We start from the raw sequence: 15,290 nt of genomic DNA, 5'->3' as shown, positions 1-15,290 counted from the left end.
GGAGGAGGGGCTGCGCTTTGCCATCCGCGAGGGCGGGCGCACGGTGGGCGCCGGCGTGGTGGCGAAAATCATCGAATGAACCGTGTAGCAGGGGGACGAAGTCTCAAGGACCCCTCGCGGGCGGCGTTTCACGGACTTGAGATAGGCCAGTAGCTCAATTGGTAGAGCGTCGGTCTCCAAAACCGAAGGTTGGGGGTTCGAGACCCTCCTGGCCTGCCCGGGCCTCCCGTGAGGCGGGCGAAACGGCTGCCTTGCGCCGCCCGGCTGGCAATCCCGGAAGACAAACCCATGAGTGATACGAACGGCGTAACGGTCGCCGACAAGATCAAGCTGACCCTGGCGGGTCTATGCGTGGTAGCCGGGATCGCGGGCTTTTACTACCTGCGCGACGCCGTCCTGGTGTTGCGGGTGCTGGCGGTGCTGGCGGGCCTGGGAGCGGCCGCCGCCGTCGGCTGGTTCACGGCACCGGGGGCCCGCTTCGTGGAATTCGCCCGGGAGTCCGTCGAGGAAACCAAGCGGGTGGTGTGGCCCACGCGGAAGGAGACGCTGCAGACGACGGGCGTGGTGCTCGCTTTCGTCATGGTGATGGCGGTCTTCCTTTGGCTCGTGGACGCCGGCTTGCTGCTGGTGGTGAGGTGGTTGATGGGCGAGGGGAGCGCATGAGCAAGCGCTGGTACGTAGTGCACGCCTACTCCGGCTTCGAAAAAAGCGTCGCGCGGGCCCTCAAGGAGCGCATCGAGCGCTCCGGCATGCAGGACAAGTTCGGCCAGATCCTGGTTCCGGTGGAAGAAGTGGTGGAAATGAAGGGGGGGCAGAAGTCCATCTCCGAGCGCAAGTTCTTCCCGGGCTACGTGCTGGTGGAGATGGAGATGAACGACGAGACCTGGCACTTGGTGAAGAGCACGCCCAAAGTGACAGGCTTCGTCGGCGGCACGGCCACGAAACCCACGCCGATCAGCGCCAAGGAGGTGGAGGCGATCCTGCGCCAGATCCAGGAAGGGGTGGAGAAACCCAAGCCCAAGGTTCTGTTCGAGGTGGGGGAGATGGTGCGCGTCAAGGAGGGCCCGTTCACCGACTTCCACGGCACCGTGGAAGACGTGAACTACGACAAGAGCAAGCTGCGGGTCGCGGTGTCCATCTTCGGCCGCTCGACGCCGGTGGAGCTAGACTTCGGGCAAGTGGAAAAGGCTTGATAAGGAGTCGAGATGGCAAAGAAGATCGTCGGGTACATCAAGCTGCAGGTGCCGGCGGGGAAGGCGAATCCCAGCCCGCCCATCGGCCCGGCGCTGGGCCAGCGCGGGCTCAACATCATGGAGTTCTGCAAGGCGTTCAACGCCCAGACCCAGGGCATGGAGCCCGGCCTTCCGGTGCCGGTCATCATCACCGCCTATGCGGACAAGAGCTTCACCTTCGTTCTGAAGACGCCGCCCGCGTCGGTGCTGATCAAGAAGGAAGCCGGCATCGAGAAAGGCAGCGCCAAGCCTCACCTGGAGAAGGTGGGCAAGCTTACCCGCGCCCAGGTGGAGAAAATCGCCACCGCCAAGATGCCGGACCTGACCGCGGCGGATCTCGACGCGGCGGTGCGCACCATCGCCGGCAGCGCCCGCAGCATGGGTGTCGAGGTGGAGGGAGCGTGACATGGCGCGCGTGAGCAAACGATTTAAGAACCTCCACGCCCGGATTGACCGAAGCCGCGCCTACCCGGTGCTGGAGGCGCTCCAGCTCGCCAAGGAGACGGCCACCGCCAAGTTCGACGAATCGATCGACGTGGCCATCAACCTGGGGGTGGACGCGCGCAAGTCCGACCAGCTGGTGCGGGGCTCGGTGGTGCTGCCCGCGGGCACCGGCAAGACGGTGCGGGTGGCGGTCTTCACTCAGGGAGAGAAGGCCAAGGAAGCGAAGGCGGCCGGCGCCGACCTGGTGGGCTTGGAAGATCTGGCCGAACAGGTGAAGGCCGGGAAAATCGACTTCGACGTGGCCATTGCCACGCCGGACGCCATGCGGGTGGTGGGACAACTGGGCCAGATCCTGGGCCCCCGAGGGCTCATGCCCAACCCGAAGGTAGGCACGGTCACCCAGGACGTGACCACCGCAGTGAAGAACGCCAAGGCGGGGCAGGTCCAGTACCGCACGGACAAGGGGGGGATCGTCCACTGCAGCATCGGGCGAGCGTCGTTCCCAGTGGAGGCGCTCAAGCAGAACCTGACGGCACTGGTGGAGGCGCTGCAGAAGGCCCGCCCGGCCGGCGCCAAGGGGGTGTATTTGAAGCGGATTTCCGTCTCCCCGACGATGGGCGCCGGGATCCGGGTGGATCACACGAGTTTGAACGCGTGAGGAGAACGACCTTGGCTCTGAAGCTGGAACAGAAGCAGGCGGTCGTGGCGGAGGTAGGTGAGCGCCTGGCGAACGCCCAGGCGGTGGTGCTGGCCGAGTACAGCGGGCTAACCGTTGCGGACATGACCAGCCTGCGGGCGTCGGCGCGCAAATCCGGTGTCTACCTGAGGGTGTTGAAAAACACCCTGGCGCGCCGGGCGGTGGCCAACACCCCGTTCGCCGGGCTTGCCGAGCACATGTCGGGGCCGCTCGCCTACGGGATCAGTCCCGACCCGGTGGCGGTGGCGAAGGTTCTGCACGAGTTCGCCAGGGCGAACGAAAAGTTCGTCATCAAGGCGGGGGCCATGCGCAATCAGGTGATGTCCGCCAAGGACGTCTCGAGCCTGGCCCAGTTGCCGAGCCGGGAAGAGCTGCTCGGCAAGCTCCTGGGTACCATGCAGGCGCCCGTGGCGCAGTTCGTGCGCACGCTCAACGAGGTGCCCGCCCGCTTCGTGCGGACGCTCGCGGCGCTGCGCGATCAGAAACAGAAGCAGGCCGCTTGAGCGGCGGCCCAGGCACGCTCAAGAATTTCAACCTCTCGACTCAAGGAGTAGCGCATCATGGCAGTAGCCAAAGCTGAGATCCTGGACGCGATCGCGAACATGACCGTGCTCGAGCTGTCCGAGCTCATTAAGGAGATGGAGCAGAAATTCGGCGTCTCCGCCGCCGCCACCGCCGTAGCCGTGGCCGCCCCCGCAGCGGCTGGGGCGGCGGCGCCCGCGGCCGAGGAACAGACCGAATTTTCCGTCATCCTCAAGGCCGCCGGCGACAACAAGGTGAACGTGATCAAGGTGGTGCGCCAGATCACGGGCCTTGGGCTTAAGGAGGCCAAGGACTTGGTGGACGGGGCGCCGAAGCCGGTCAAGGAGGGCATCTCCAAGGCCGACGCGGAGGCCATCGTCAAGCAACTGACCGAGGCCGGCGCGGCAGCGGAGATCAAGTAAGCTCGTTGAGCTCGGCGGAAAAAACGATTGGTCGAGACGGGCGCGTTCCCCTGGCGCGCCGAGCGAAGGAGGCAGGCTGGCGGTTTCCCGCCGGCCTGTTGCCACTTGTGACGGCCAAGCAGGCGTTGCTTTGTGCGCGGGCCCCGGGTTCGCGCGAAGTGTCAAACAGTCGAACGACGGCCGCAAACTTTGAGGCGGACATGCCGGTCTTTCGACTTCCGTTCTTGCCCCTTCCCGTGGCGGAGAAGCTATGACGTACTCGTTTACCGAGAAAAAACGGATCCGTAAGAGTTTCGCCAAGCGCGCCAGCGTGCTGAACATCCCGTTCCTGCTGGCGACGCAGCTGGACTCCTACAGCGCCTTCCTCCAGGCGGACACCCCGCCGGACAAGCGCAAGAACCAGGGGCTGCAGGCCGCCTTCACCTCGATCTTCCCGATCGTCAGCCATTCGGGCAACGCCCGGCTGGAATTCGTGAGCTACACCCTGGGCGAGCCGCCGTTCGACGTCAAGGAATGCCAGCAACGGGGCTTGACCTACGCCGCGCCGCTGCGGGCCAAGCTGCGGCTCGCCCTCCTCGACAAGGAGGCCTCCAAGCCCACGGTCAAGGAGGTGAAGGAGCAGGAGGTCTACATGGGCGAGATACCGCTCATGACGGCCACGGGCTCCTTCGTCATCAACGGCACCGAGCGGGTGATCGTCTCCCAGCTGCACCGCTCGCCGGGGGTGTTTTTCGAGCACGACCGGGGCAAGACCCACTCCTCGGGGAAACTGCTCTTTTCGGCGCGGGTGATCCCGTATCGCGGCTCCTGGCTTGACTTCGAGTTCGACCCCAAGGACTACCTCTATTTCCGGGTCGATCGCCGGCGCAAGATGCCCGTGAGCATCCTGCTCAAGGCGATGGGCATGACGCCGGAGCAGATCCTCGACACCTTCTTCGAAAAGGACGTGTTCCATTTCGGCGACCAAGGCATCGAGTTCGAGGTGGTGCCCGAGCGGCTGCGGGGCGAGGTGGCGCGGTTCGACATCTTGGGAAAGGGCGGCAAGGTCATCGTCCAGAAGGACAAGCGCATCACCGCCAAGCACGTGCGGGAGATCCAGCAGGCGGGCATCCACAAGCTCACGGTGCCGGACGAGTATCTGGTGGGCCGGGTGCTCGCCCATAACGTGGTGAATCAGGAGACGGGCGAGCTCATCGCCCGGGCGAACGACGAGATCACTGAGGAGCTGCTCGCCAAGCTGCGGGAGGCCGGGATCCGGGGGGTGAAAACCATCTACACCAACGACCTGGATCAGGGACCCTATGTCTCCCAGACCCTGCGCATCGACGATACGCCGGACCAGATGGCGGCCATGGTGGCCATCTACCGCATGATGCGCCCGGGCGAGCCGCCCACCGAGGAGGCGGTGCAGACCCTGTTCAACGGCTTGTTCTTCAGCGAGGACCGCTACGACCTGTCCCCGGTCGGGCGCATGAAGTTCAATCGCCGGGTCGGGCGCAACGATCTCACCGGTCCCAACACCCTGACCAAGGACGACATCATCGCGGTCATCAAGATCCTGGTGGACCTGCGCAACGGCCGCGGCGAGATCGACGACATCGACCACCTGGGCAACCGGCGCGTACGCTCGGTTGGCGAGCTGGCGGAGAACCAGTTCCGCGCCGGGCTGGTACGGGTCGAGCGGGCGGTCAAAGAGCGGCTGTCCCAGGCCGAGTCCGAGGACCTGATGCCCCACGATCTGATCAACGCCAAGCCGGTTTCGGCGGCGATCCGGGAGTTCTTCGGCTCGAGCCAGCTCTCCCAGTTCATGGATCAGACCAACCCCCTGTCGGAGATCACCCACAAGCGGCGCGTGTCGGCGCTAGGTCCCGGGGGACTCACCCGCGAGCGGGCCGGCTTCGAGGTACGGGACGTGCACCCGACCCATTACGGGCGCGTGTGCCCCATCGAGACGCCGGAAGGCCCCAACATCGGCCTCATCAACTCCCTCGCCCTCTATGCCAGGATCAACGAGTTCGGCTTCATCGAAACGCCCTATCGCAAGGTGGAAAACGGCCGGGTGACCGACCAGATCGAGTACCTTTCCGCCATCGAGGAGGGTCAGTTCGTGATCGCCCAGGCGAACGCGGAGCTGGACAAGAACGGCAGGTTCGTGAGCGACCTAGTTTCCTGCCGGCACCACAACGAGTTCATGCTGGCGACGCCCGACCGCATCCAGTACATGGATGTGGCGCCGGCCCAGATCGTCTCCGTTGCCGCATCGCTCATCCCTTTCCTCGAGCACGATGACGCGAACCGGGCGCTCATGGGCTCCAATATGCAGCGCCAGGCGGTGCCGTGCCTGAGACCGGAGAAGCCGCTGGTGGGCACCGGCATCGAGGGCGTGGCGGCTATGGACTCGGGCACCGTGGTGCGGGCGCGCCGCGGCGGGATGGTGGACTACGTGGACTCCACGCGCATCGTGGTGCGGGTGCACGACAAGGAGACGCGCGCGGGCGAAGTGGGCGTGGACATCTACAACCTGACCAAGTACACCCGCTCCAACCAGAACACCAACATCAACCAGCGCCCAGTGGTCAAGGTGGGCGACGTGATCTCCCGCGGCGACGTGATCGCGGACGGGGCCTCGACGGACCTGGGGGAACTCGCCCTCGGCCAGAACCTGCTGGTGGCCTTCATGCCGTGGACCGGCTACAACTTCGAGGACTCGATCCTGATCTCGGAGCGGGTCGTGGCGGAGGACCGCTTCACCTCCATCCACATCGAGGAGCTCTCGGTGGTGGCCCGCGACACCAAACTCGGGCCGGAGGAAATCACCCGCGACATCTCCAACCTCTCCGAGGCGCAGCTCGCCAGGCTCGACGAATCGGGCATCGTCTACATCGGCGCCGAGGTGGAGGCGGGCGACGTACTGGTGGGCAAGGTGACGCCCAAGGGCGAGACCCAGCTCACCCCCGAGGAAAAGCTGCTGCGCGCCATCTTTGGCGAGAAAGCCTCGGATGTGAAGGATACCTCGCTTCGGGTGCCGTCGGGCATGTCCGGCACCGTCATCGACGTGCAGGTCTTTACCCGGGAAGGAATCCAGCGGGACAAGCGCGCCCAGCAGATCATCGACGAGGAGCTCAAGCGCTACAAGAAGGACCTGGCCGACCAGCTCCGGATCGTGGAGGCAGACGCCTTCGAGCGCCTGGAGCGGTTGCTGCGCGGCAAGACCGCCAACGGCGGGCCGAAGAAGCTGGCCAAAGGCGCGCGGATCACCAAGGAGTACCTGGACAGCCTGGACCCGCACCACTGGTTCGACATCCGGCTCGCCAGCGAAGAAGCCGCCCTGCAGCTCGAGCAGATCAAGGAAAGCCTGGCCCAGAAGAGGCAGGAATTCGAGCGCATGTTCGAGGAGAAGAAGAAGAAGCTCACCAGCGGCGACGAGCTCCCGCCCGGCGTGATCAAAATGGTCAAGGTGTACCTGGCCGTCAAGCGCCGGCTGCAGCCGGGCGACAAGATGGCGGGGCGCCACGGCAACAAGGGGGTCATATCCAAGATCGTGCCGGTGGAGGACATGCCCTACATGGCCGACGGCACGCCCGTAGACATCGTGCTCAATCCTTTGGGGGTGCCGTCGCGCATGAACGTCGGCCAGATCCTGGAAACCCATCTCGGCTGGGCCGCCAAGGGGCTGGGCCTCAAGATCGGCGAGATGCTCAAGGCCCATGCCAAGATCGCGGACCTGCGCAAGGCGCTCAACCTGATTTACAACTCGAGCGGGCGGCAGGAAGACCTGTCCCAGCTCTCCGACCAGGAGGTGCTGGAGCTCGCCCACAACCTCAAGCACGGCGTGCCGTTCGCCACGCCGGTTTTCGACGGGGCTACCGAGGAGGAGATCAAGTCGATGCTGGAGCTGGCCGGGTTGCCGCGCTCGGGCCAGGTGACCCTGTACGACGGTCGCACGGGGGATCCGTTCGACCGCCAGGTAACGGTGGGCTACATGCACATGTTGAAGCTCCACCATCTGGTGGACGACAAGATGCACGCCCGCTCCACCGGCCCCTACAGCCTGGTGACCCAGCAGCCCCTCGGCGGCAAGGCCCAGTTCGGGGGACAGCGCTTCGGCGAAATGGAGGTGTGGGCGCTGGAAGCCTACGGAGCGGCCTACACGCTGCAGGAGATGCTCACCGTCAAGTCGGACGACGTCACCGGCCGGACCAAGGTCTACGAGAACATCGTCAAGGGGGAGCACAAGATCGATGCCGGCATGCCCGAGTCGTTCAACGTGCTGGTGAAGGAGATCCGCTCCCTCGCCATCGACATCGATCTGGAGCGGTACTGACGTGGGCACGGACCGCAGGCGCGCGCAGGCACAGGGGCTTTCGCATCGTCATCCCTCCTGGTTCTTGCGCTGCCTGCGGCGGAGATTTTCGAATTGTTGCGTTGACGCGCCATCGGAGACGCTATGAAAGCACTGCTGGATCTGTTCAAGCAGGTCACCCAGGAAGAGGAATTCGACGCCATCAAGATCGGCCTGGCGTCGCCCGAGAAGATCCGTTCCTGGTCTTACGGGGAGGTCAAGAAGCCCGAGACCATCAACTACCGCACGTTCAAGCCGGAGCGGGACGGGCTGTTCTGCGCCAAGATCTTCGGTCCCGTCAAGGATTACGAGTGCCTGTGCGGCAAGTACAAGCGGCTCAAGCATCGCGGCGTGATCTGCGAGAAGTGCGGCGTCGAGGTGACCCTGTCCAAGGTGCGCCGCGAGCGCATGGGCCACATTGAGCTCGCCTCGCCCGTGGCCCACATCTGGTTCCTCAAATCCCTGCCTTCGCGCATGGGGATGGTGCTGGACATGACATTGCGCGACATCGAGCGCGTCCTGTACTTCGAGGCCTACGTGGTGGTGGACCCGGGCCTCACCCCGCTGCACCGCGGCCAGCTACTGACGGAGGACGATTACCTCAGCAAGGTGGAAGAATACGGGGACGATTTCACCGCCCAGATGGGCGCCGAGGGTGTCCGCGAGCTGCTGCGCACCCTTGACCTCAACAAGGAGATCGAAAAGCTGCGCCAGGAGCTGGAAGCCACGGGCTCCGACTCCAAGATCAAGAAAATCGCCAAGCGCCTGAAGGTGCTGGAAGCCTTCCAGAAGTCCGGGATCAAGCCGGAATGGATGATCTTGGAAGTGTTGCCCGTGCTGCCGCCGGAGCTGCGGCCGCTGGTGCCCCTGGACGGCGGGCGCTTCGCCACCTCCGACCTGAACGACCTCTACCGCCGCGTGATCAACCGCAACAACCGCCTAAAACGGCTGCTGGAGCTGAAGGCTCCGGACATCATCGTGCGCAACGAGAAGCGTATGCTCCAGGAGGCGGTGGATTCGCTGCTCGACAACGGCCGCCGCGGCAAGGCCATGACCGGCGCCAACAAGCGCCCGCTCAAGTCCCTGGCTGACATGATCAAGGGCAAGGGCGGCCGTTTCCGTCAGAATCTGCTGGGCAAGCGGGTGGACTACTCGGGCCGCTCGGTGATCGTGGTGGGGCCCCAGTTGAAGCTCCATCAGTGCGGCCTGCCCAAGAAGATGGCGCTGGAGCTGTTCAAGCCGTTCATCTTCCACAAGCTGGAAGTGCTGGGGCTCGCCACCACCATCAAGGCGGCGAAGCGCATGGTGGAACAGGAAGCCCCCGAGGTGTGGGACATCCTGGAAGAGGTGATCCGCGAGCATCCGGTGCTGCTCAACCGCGCGCCCACCCTGCACCGCCTCGGCATCCAGGCGTTCGAGCCGGTGCTGATCGAGGGCAAGGCGATCCAGCTCCATCCGCTGGTGTGCACGGCGTTCAACGCCGACTTCGACGGCGACCAGATGGCGGTGCACGTGCCCCTGTCTCTGGAAGCGCAGATGGAGGCGCGCACCCTCATGCTCTCCTCCAACAACATCCTGTCCCCGGCCAACGGCGAGCCGATCATCGTTCCTTCCCAGGACATCGTGCTGGGCCTGTACTACATGACGCGGGAGAAGATCGGCGCCATGGGCGAGGGCATGGCCTTCGCCGACGTGGCCGAGGTGGCGCGCGCCTACGAGACCAGGCAGGTGGAGCTCGGCGCGCGCATCAAGGTGCGCATCCGCGAGTACGAGATCGGACCCGATGGCGACAAGCGGGAGAAGTGGACCCGTTACGACACCACGGTGGGCCGGGCGCTGCTCTCGGAGCTTCTGCCCGCTGGCTTGCCGTTCCAGTTGATCGACAAGCCGCTCAAGAAGAAGGAGATCTCCAGGCTGATCAACATGAGCTTCCGCCGCTGCGGCTTGCGCGAAACGGTGATCTTCGCCGACCAGCTCATGTACACGGGCTTCTCCCTGGCGACGCGCGCGGGGCTTTCGATTTGCGTCGACGACATGCTGGTGCCACCCCAGAAGTCCGAGATCATCGCCCAAGCCGAGAAGGAGGTGCAGGAGATCGAGGCCCAGTACACCTCGGGCCTGGTGACCCAGGGGGAGCGCTACAACAAAGTGGTGGACATCTGGGGTCGGGCGGCCGACCAGGTGGCCAAGGCGATGATGGACCAGCTTGGCCAGGAGCAGGTCATGCAATGGGACCCGAGGAAGAAGCAGCGGGTCCCGATGACCGACAAGAAGGGCAACGTGGTCACCCAGGAGTCGTTCAACTCCATCTACATGATGGCCGACTCCGGCGCCAGGGGCTCGGCGGCCCAGATCCGGCAGCTTGCCGGCATGCGGGGATTGATGGCCAAGCCCGACGGATCCATCATCGAGACCCCGATTACCGCCAACTTCCGCGAGGGCCTGAACGTCCTGCAGTACTTCATCTCCACCCACGGCGCGCGCAAGGGCCTGGCGGACACGGCGCTCAAGACCGCCAATTCCGGCTATCTGACGCGGCGTCTGGTGGACGTGACCCAGGATCTGGTGGTCACGGAGGCCGATTGCGGCACCACCAACGGTTTCTCCATGAAGGCGCTGGTGGAGGGCGGGGAGGTGGTAGAGCCCTTGCGCGAGCGCATCCTCGGGCGCGTCACCGCGGTGGACGTCATCAACCCGGACACGGGCGATGTCCTGGTTCCCGCCGGGACGCTGCTGGACGAGAACCTGGTGGACCAGGTCGAGGCGCTGGGCGTCGACGAGGTGCGGGTGCGCACGCCGCTCACCTGCGAGACCCGCTGGGGCCTGTGCGCCAAGTGCTATGGGCGCGATCTCGGGCGCGGGACCCTGGTCAACGTGGGCGAGGCCGTGGGGGTCATCGCCGCCCAGTCGATCGGCGAGCCGGGAACCCAGCTCACCATGCGCACGTTCCACATCGGCGGCGCCGCGTCGCGAACCACCGCGGCGAGCCACGTGGAAAGCAAATCCAACGGCACGGTGCGCTTCTCCGCGGGCATGCGCTACGTGACCAACGCCCGGGGCGAGCAGGTGGTGATCTCGCGCAATGGCGAGGTGCTCATCCAGGACGAGGGCGGTCGCGAGCGCGAGCGGCACAAGATTCCGTACGGCGCGACACTGCTGGTCAAGGACGGCCAGACGGTGAAGGCCGGCACGATGCTTGCCAACTGGGATCCCCACACTCGGCCGATCATCACTGAGTACGCGGGCACCATCAAGTTCGAAAACGTGGAAGAAGGCGTGACCGTGGCTCGCCAGATCGACGAGGTCACGGGGCTTTCGACCCTGGTGGTGATCGATCCCAAGCGGCGCGGCGTGGCCCAGACCAAGGGATTGCGGCCCCTGGTCAAGCTGCTGGACAGGGACGGCCAGGAGGTGAGAGTGGCCGGCACCGACGTGCCGGTCACCATCACCTTCCAGATCGGCTCCATCATCACGGTGCGCGACGGGCAGGAAGTGGGCGTCGGGGAAGTGCTGGCGCGCATTCCCCAGGAGACCTCCAAGACACGCGACATCACCGGCGGCTTGCCGCGGGTGGCGGAGCTGTTCGAAGCGCGCTCGCCCAAAGACGCCGGCATGCTGGCGGAGGTCACCGGTACCGTCTCCTTCGGCAAGGACACCAAGGGCAAGCAACGGTTGGTGATCACCGATCTGGACGGGGTGGCCCATGAGTTCCTGATACCGAAGGACAAGCATGTCCTGGTGCACGACGGCCAGGTGGTGAACAAGGGCGAGATGATCGTGGACGGCCCGAAGGATCCCCACGATATCCTGCGCCTGCAGGGCGTGGAGGAGCTGGCCCGTTACGTCATCGACGAGGTGCAGGACGTCTATCGGTTGCAGGGCGTGAAGATCAACGACAAGCACATCGAGGTGATCGTGCGGCAGATGCTGCGTCGGGTGCAGATCGCCGACGCCGGCGACAGCAAGTTCATCCCCGGCGAGCAGGTGGAGCGCGCCGAGGTGCTGGAGGAAAACGAGCGGCTGGAGGCCGAGGGCAAGAAGCCCGCGACCTACGAATACATGCTGCTCGGCATCACCAAGGCCTCGCTCTCCACCGATTCGTTCATCTCCGCGGCCTCCTTCCAGGAGACGACCCGCGTGCTCACCGAGGCGGCGATCATGGGCAAGCGGGACGAGCTGCGCGGGCTCAAGGAGAACGTCATCGTCGGCCGCCTCATACCGGCGGGAACGGGCCTCGCCTACCACAACCTGCGGCGCCGGCAGGCGCTGGGGGCAGAGGTGGCCGAGGGGGCCGAGGCGCTGGAAACCGAGGGAGGACAGGCCCAGGACCAGGCGCACGTTGCTTGACAGCGCGTTGTTAACCCCATAAAATTCACAGTCTTTTTCGGGTGGCCGGGCTCGCTTGCCGGCCCTCTCGAAGGCGGCTGAATTCGGTGAGGACGGGACGGCATTCATGCCGTCCCGGCTTTTTGGAACGTCAGGCGCGGTCGGGCGCTAACCAGATGCCCGGCGCTCGGTTTCGGCAAACAAGGTCAACCATGCCAACAGTCAACCAGCTGGTACGCAAGCCCCGCGAGCCCAAGCGGGCGAAGAGCAAGGTGCCGGCGCTCGAGGGCTGCCCCCAGAAGCGCGGCGTTTGCACGCGTGTCTATACCACGACGCCGAAAAAGCCTAACTCGGCGCTGCGCAAAGTGGCCAAAGTGCGCCTGACCAACGGCTACGAAGTCATCGGCTACATCGGCGGGGAAGGGCACAATCTCCAGGAACATTCCGTGGTCCTGATCCGCGGGGGACGGGTTAAGGACCTGCCCGGGGTCCGCTACCACATCGTCCGCGGCAGCCTAGACACCGCCGGCGTCAAGGACCGCAAGCAGGGCCGCTCCAAGTACGGGGCGAAGCGGCCGAAGTCCGCCTGAGGGCCGCAACCCAAGGACAGGTGTAAGGAAGCGCTATGCCGCGACGCAGAGAAGTTCCGAAACGCGAAGTTCTTCCGGATCCGAAGTTCGGGAACCAGGAAGTAGCCAAGTTCATCAACGTGATCATGACCCGGGGCAAGAAATCGGTCGCCGAGCGCATCGTCTACGGCGCGCTGGAGCAAATACAGAAACGCTCGGGCAAGGACCCGCTGGAGGTTTTCTCCCAGGCGCTCGCCAACGTGCGGCCGATGGTGGAGGTGAAGAGCCGGCGCGTCGGCGGGGCCAACTATCAGGTGCCGGTGGAAGTGCGCCCGGTGCGCCGCACCGCGCTGGCGATGCGCTGGATCCGCGACGCGGCGCGCAAGCGCGGCGAGAAGTCCATGGGCCTGCGGCTGGCTAACGAGCTTAGCGAGGCGGCGGAGGGCCGCGGCGGCGCCGTGAAGAAGCGCGAGGAAGTGCATCGCATGGCCGAGGCCAACAAGGCTTTCAGTCACTACCGGTTTTAACGTCCAACCAGGAAGTCTTCAGCAGTGCCACGCACAACCCCCATCCAGCGCTATCGCAACATCGGCATCAGCGCCCACATCGATGCCGGCAAGACCACGACCACCGAGCGCATCCTGTTCTATACGGGTGTCTCCCACAAGATCGGGGAGGTGCACGACGGCGCCGCGGTCATGGACTGGATGGAGCAGGAGCGGGAGCGCGGGATCACCATCACCTCGGCCGCCACCACCTGCTTCTGGAAGGGCATGGACCAGAACTATCCGGAGCACCGGATCAACATCATCGACACGCCGGGGCACGTGGACTTCACCATCGAGGTGGAGCGCTCGATGCGGGTGCTCGACGGCGCGTGCATGGTCTACTGCGCGGTGGGCGGCGTGCAGCCCCAGTCCGAGACGGTCTGGCGCCAGGCCAACAAGTACCGCGTGCCCCGGCTGGCTTTCGTCAACAAGATGGATCGGCAGGGAGCCGACTTCTTCAGGGTCTTCGAGCAGATGAGGGCCCGGCTCAAGGCCAACCCGGTTCCGATCCAGATTCCGATCGGAGCCGAAGAGAAGTTCGAAGGCGTGGTCGACCTGGTGCGCATGAAGGCGATCTACTGGGACGATTCCACCCAAGGGATGAAGTTCGAGCTCAAGGACATCCCGGGGAGCCTGCGGGACCAGGCCCAGGAGTGGCGCGACAAGATGGTGGAGAGCGCCGCCGAGGCCGACGAGGAGCTGATGAACAAATATCTCGAGGAAGGGGATCTCTCCGTCGAGGACATCAAGAAAGGGCTGCGCAGCCGCACCATTTCGTTCGAAATCGTGCCCATGCTGTGCGGTTCCGCGTTCAAGAACAAGGGCGTGCAGGCCATGCTGGATGCGGTGATCGACTACCTGCCGTCGCCAGCCGACATTCCCCCGGTCAAGGGCGTGCTGGAAAACGGCCAGCCTGGCGAGCGGGAAGCGAAGGACGAGGCTCCGTTCTCGGCCCTCGCGTTCAAGATCATGACCGACCCGTACGTGGGCCAGCTCACCTTCCTGCGCGTCTATTCCGGGGTCCTCAATTCGGGCGACACCGTCTTCAACCCGGTCAAGGGGAAGAAGGAGCGCATCGGGCGCCTGCTGCAGATGCACGCCAACGAGCGCGCCGAGATCAAGGAGGTCCGGGCGGGAGACATCGCGGCGGTGGTGGGGCTCAAGGACGCGTCCACCGGCGATACCCTGTGCGATCCGAACAACGTTATCACCCTCGAGCGCATGGAGTTCCCGGAGCCGGTGATCCACGTGGCAGTGGAGCCGAAGACCAAGGCGGACCAGGAAAAGATGGGCATCGCCCTCTCCCGTCTGGCCCAGGAGGATCCGTCGTTTCGCGTACGCACCGACGAAGAATCCGGCCAGACCATCATCTCCGGCATGGGCGAGCTGCACCTGGAGATCATCGTGGACAGGATGCGGCGGGAGTTCGGCGTCGAGGCCAACGTCGGCGCTCCCCAGGTCGCCTACCGGGAAACCATCAAGAAGGCCGCCGAGGCCGAGGGCAAGTTCATCAAGCAGACCGGAGGCCGCGGCCAGTACGGCCACGTGTGGCTGCGGGTGGAGCCCAACGGGCCCGGCAAGGGCTTCGAGTTCGTCGACGCCATCAAGGGCGGCGTCGTTCCGCGGGAGTATATCCCGGCGGTGCAGAAGGGGCTGGAGGACACGCTGCCCAACGGCGTGCTGGCCGGCTTCCCGATCGTGGACGTCAAAGTCACGCTGTTCGACGGCTCCTATCACGAAGTGGACTCGAACGAGAACGCCTTCAAGATGGCGGCCTCCATCGGCTTCAAGGAGGCGCTCAGGAAAGCGAACCCGACGCTGCTCGAGCCCATGATGGCGGTGGAGGTCGAGACTCCCGAGGAATTCATGGGCAACGTCATGGGCGACCTGTCCTCCCGCCGTGGCATCGTGCAGGGCATGGAGGACCGACCTGGCTTCAAGGTGGTCCGCGCCGAGGTGCCGCTTGCCGAGATGTTCGGCTACTCCACCACGCTGCGCTCGCTTACCCAGGGCCGCGCCACGTACACGATGGAGTTCAAGCACTACGCCGAGGCGCCCCGCAACGTCGCGGAAGCGATCATCAACAAGAAATAGTCGTCGGAAGGAAACAGTCATGGCCAAGGAGAAATTTGAGCGCAAGAAGCCGCATGTGAACGTAGGCACGATTGGGCACGTGGATCATGGCAAG

11 protein-coding genes, 1 tRNA gene and 1 pseudogene are annotated in these 15,290 nt (G+C 65.0%); all 13 read left to right on the top strand.

Features of this window, described 5'->3' with window-relative positions; translation table 11 throughout:
* Positions 1–79 (top strand): annotated as a pseudogene (locus ACTFO6_RS16995) (elongation factor Tu); the annotation flags it as partial.
* 64 nt (positions 80–143) lie between these two features.
* Positions 144–216 (top strand) — tRNA-Trp (locus ACTFO6_RS16990).
* Positions 217–288: 72 nt separating this feature from the next.
* On the top strand, positions 289–663 hold the full coding sequence (gene secE, locus ACTFO6_RS16985) for a preprotein translocase subunit SecE (protein WP_439935629.1): 375 nt from the start codon (positions 289–291) through the stop codon (positions 661–663).
* Positions 660–1,193, top strand: coding sequence for a transcription termination/antitermination protein NusG (nusG, locus tag ACTFO6_RS16980; protein ID WP_333840088.1), 534 nt, complete (start codon positions 660–662; stop codon positions 1,191–1,193). The genes secE and nusG overlap by 4 nt, the downstream gene beginning before the upstream one ends.
* 12 nt (positions 1,194–1,205) lie before the next feature.
* Positions 1,206–1,637, top strand: a complete 432-nt coding sequence (rplK, locus tag ACTFO6_RS16975) for a 50S ribosomal protein L11 (RefSeq protein WP_439935628.1) — start codon at positions 1,206–1,208, stop codon at positions 1,635–1,637.
* A gap of 1 nt (position 1,638) precedes the next feature.
* Positions 1,639–2,334: a 50S ribosomal protein L1 gene (gene rplA, locus ACTFO6_RS16970; protein WP_439935627.1), complete on the top strand. Its 696-nt coding sequence runs from the start codon at positions 1,639–1,641 to the stop codon at positions 2,332–2,334.
* An 11-nt stretch (positions 2,335–2,345) separates the two neighbouring features.
* Positions 2,346–2,876, top strand: coding sequence for a 50S ribosomal protein L10 (gene rplJ / locus ACTFO6_RS16965; RefSeq protein ID WP_439935626.1), 531 nt, complete (start codon positions 2,346–2,348; stop codon positions 2,874–2,876).
* Positions 2,877–2,933: 57 nt separating this feature from the next.
* Positions 2,934–3,317, top strand: a complete 384-nt coding sequence (gene rplL / locus ACTFO6_RS16960; RefSeq protein ID WP_333840084.1) for a 50S ribosomal protein L7/L12 — start codon at positions 2,934–2,936, stop codon at positions 3,315–3,317.
* A 250-nt stretch (positions 3,318–3,567) separates the two neighbouring features.
* Positions 3,568–7,641 (top strand): DNA-directed RNA polymerase subunit beta, encoded by a 4,074-nt coding sequence (rpoB, locus tag ACTFO6_RS16955; protein ID WP_439935625.1) that lies wholly within the window; start codon positions 3,568–3,570, stop codon positions 7,639–7,641.
* A gap of 123 nt (positions 7,642–7,764) precedes the next feature.
* On the top strand, positions 7,765–12,006 hold the full coding sequence (gene rpoC / locus ACTFO6_RS16950) for a DNA-directed RNA polymerase subunit beta' (protein ID WP_439935624.1): 4,242 nt from the start codon (positions 7,765–7,767) through the stop codon (positions 12,004–12,006).
* 191 nt (positions 12,007–12,197) lie between these two features.
* Positions 12,198–12,575, top strand: a complete 378-nt coding sequence (gene rpsL / locus ACTFO6_RS16945; RefSeq protein WP_333840080.1) for a 30S ribosomal protein S12 — start codon at positions 12,198–12,200, stop codon at positions 12,573–12,575.
* A gap of 35 nt (positions 12,576–12,610) precedes the next feature.
* Entirely contained in the window at positions 12,611–13,081 is a 471-nt protein-coding gene (gene rpsG, locus ACTFO6_RS16940) for a 30S ribosomal protein S7 (RefSeq protein WP_333840078.1), read from the top strand.
* A gap of 24 nt (positions 13,082–13,105) precedes the next feature.
* Complete coding sequence (gene fusA / locus ACTFO6_RS16935) at positions 13,106–15,196, top strand: elongation factor G (protein ID WP_439935623.1); 2,091 nt, start codon at positions 13,106–13,108, stop codon at positions 15,194–15,196.
* Positions 15,197–15,290: the final 94 nt, after the last annotated feature.

The organism is Pelomicrobium sp. G1 (assembly GCF_051905455.1).
Lineage (GTDB): Bacteria > Pseudomonadota > Gammaproteobacteria > Burkholderiales > UBA6910 > Pelomicrobium.
The sequence above is the reverse complement of the archived record's forward strand: the minus strand, read 5'-3'. Positions and strand labels throughout refer to the sequence as shown.

Bases quoted from the DNA above. Each gene is read 5' to 3' on its own strand.
- rpsG (WP_333840078.1), top strand. From the start codon at position 12,611: ATGCCGCGACGCAGAGAAGTTCCGAAACGCGAAGTTCTTCCGGATCCG.
- rplA (WP_439935627.1), top strand. From the start codon at position 1,639: ATGGCGCGCGTGAGCAAACGATTTAAGAACCTCCACGCCCGGATTGAC.
- secE (WP_439935629.1), top strand. From the start codon at position 289: ATGAGTGATACGAACGGCGTAACGGTCGCCGACAAGATCAAGCTGACC.
- nusG (WP_333840088.1), top strand. From the start codon at position 660: ATGAGCAAGCGCTGGTACGTAGTGCACGCCTACTCCGGCTTCGAAAAA.
- rplL (WP_333840084.1), top strand. From the start codon at position 2,934: ATGGCAGTAGCCAAAGCTGAGATCCTGGACGCGATCGCGAACATGACC.
- rpoC (WP_439935624.1), top strand. From the start codon at position 7,765: ATGAAAGCACTGCTGGATCTGTTCAAGCAGGTCACCCAGGAAGAGGAA.
- rplK (WP_439935628.1), top strand. From the start codon at position 1,206: ATGGCAAAGAAGATCGTCGGGTACATCAAGCTGCAGGTGCCGGCGGGG.
- rpsL (WP_333840080.1), top strand. From the start codon at position 12,198: ATGCCAACAGTCAACCAGCTGGTACGCAAGCCCCGCGAGCCCAAGCGG.
- rpoB (WP_439935625.1), top strand. From the start codon at position 3,568: ATGACGTACTCGTTTACCGAGAAAAAACGGATCCGTAAGAGTTTCGCC.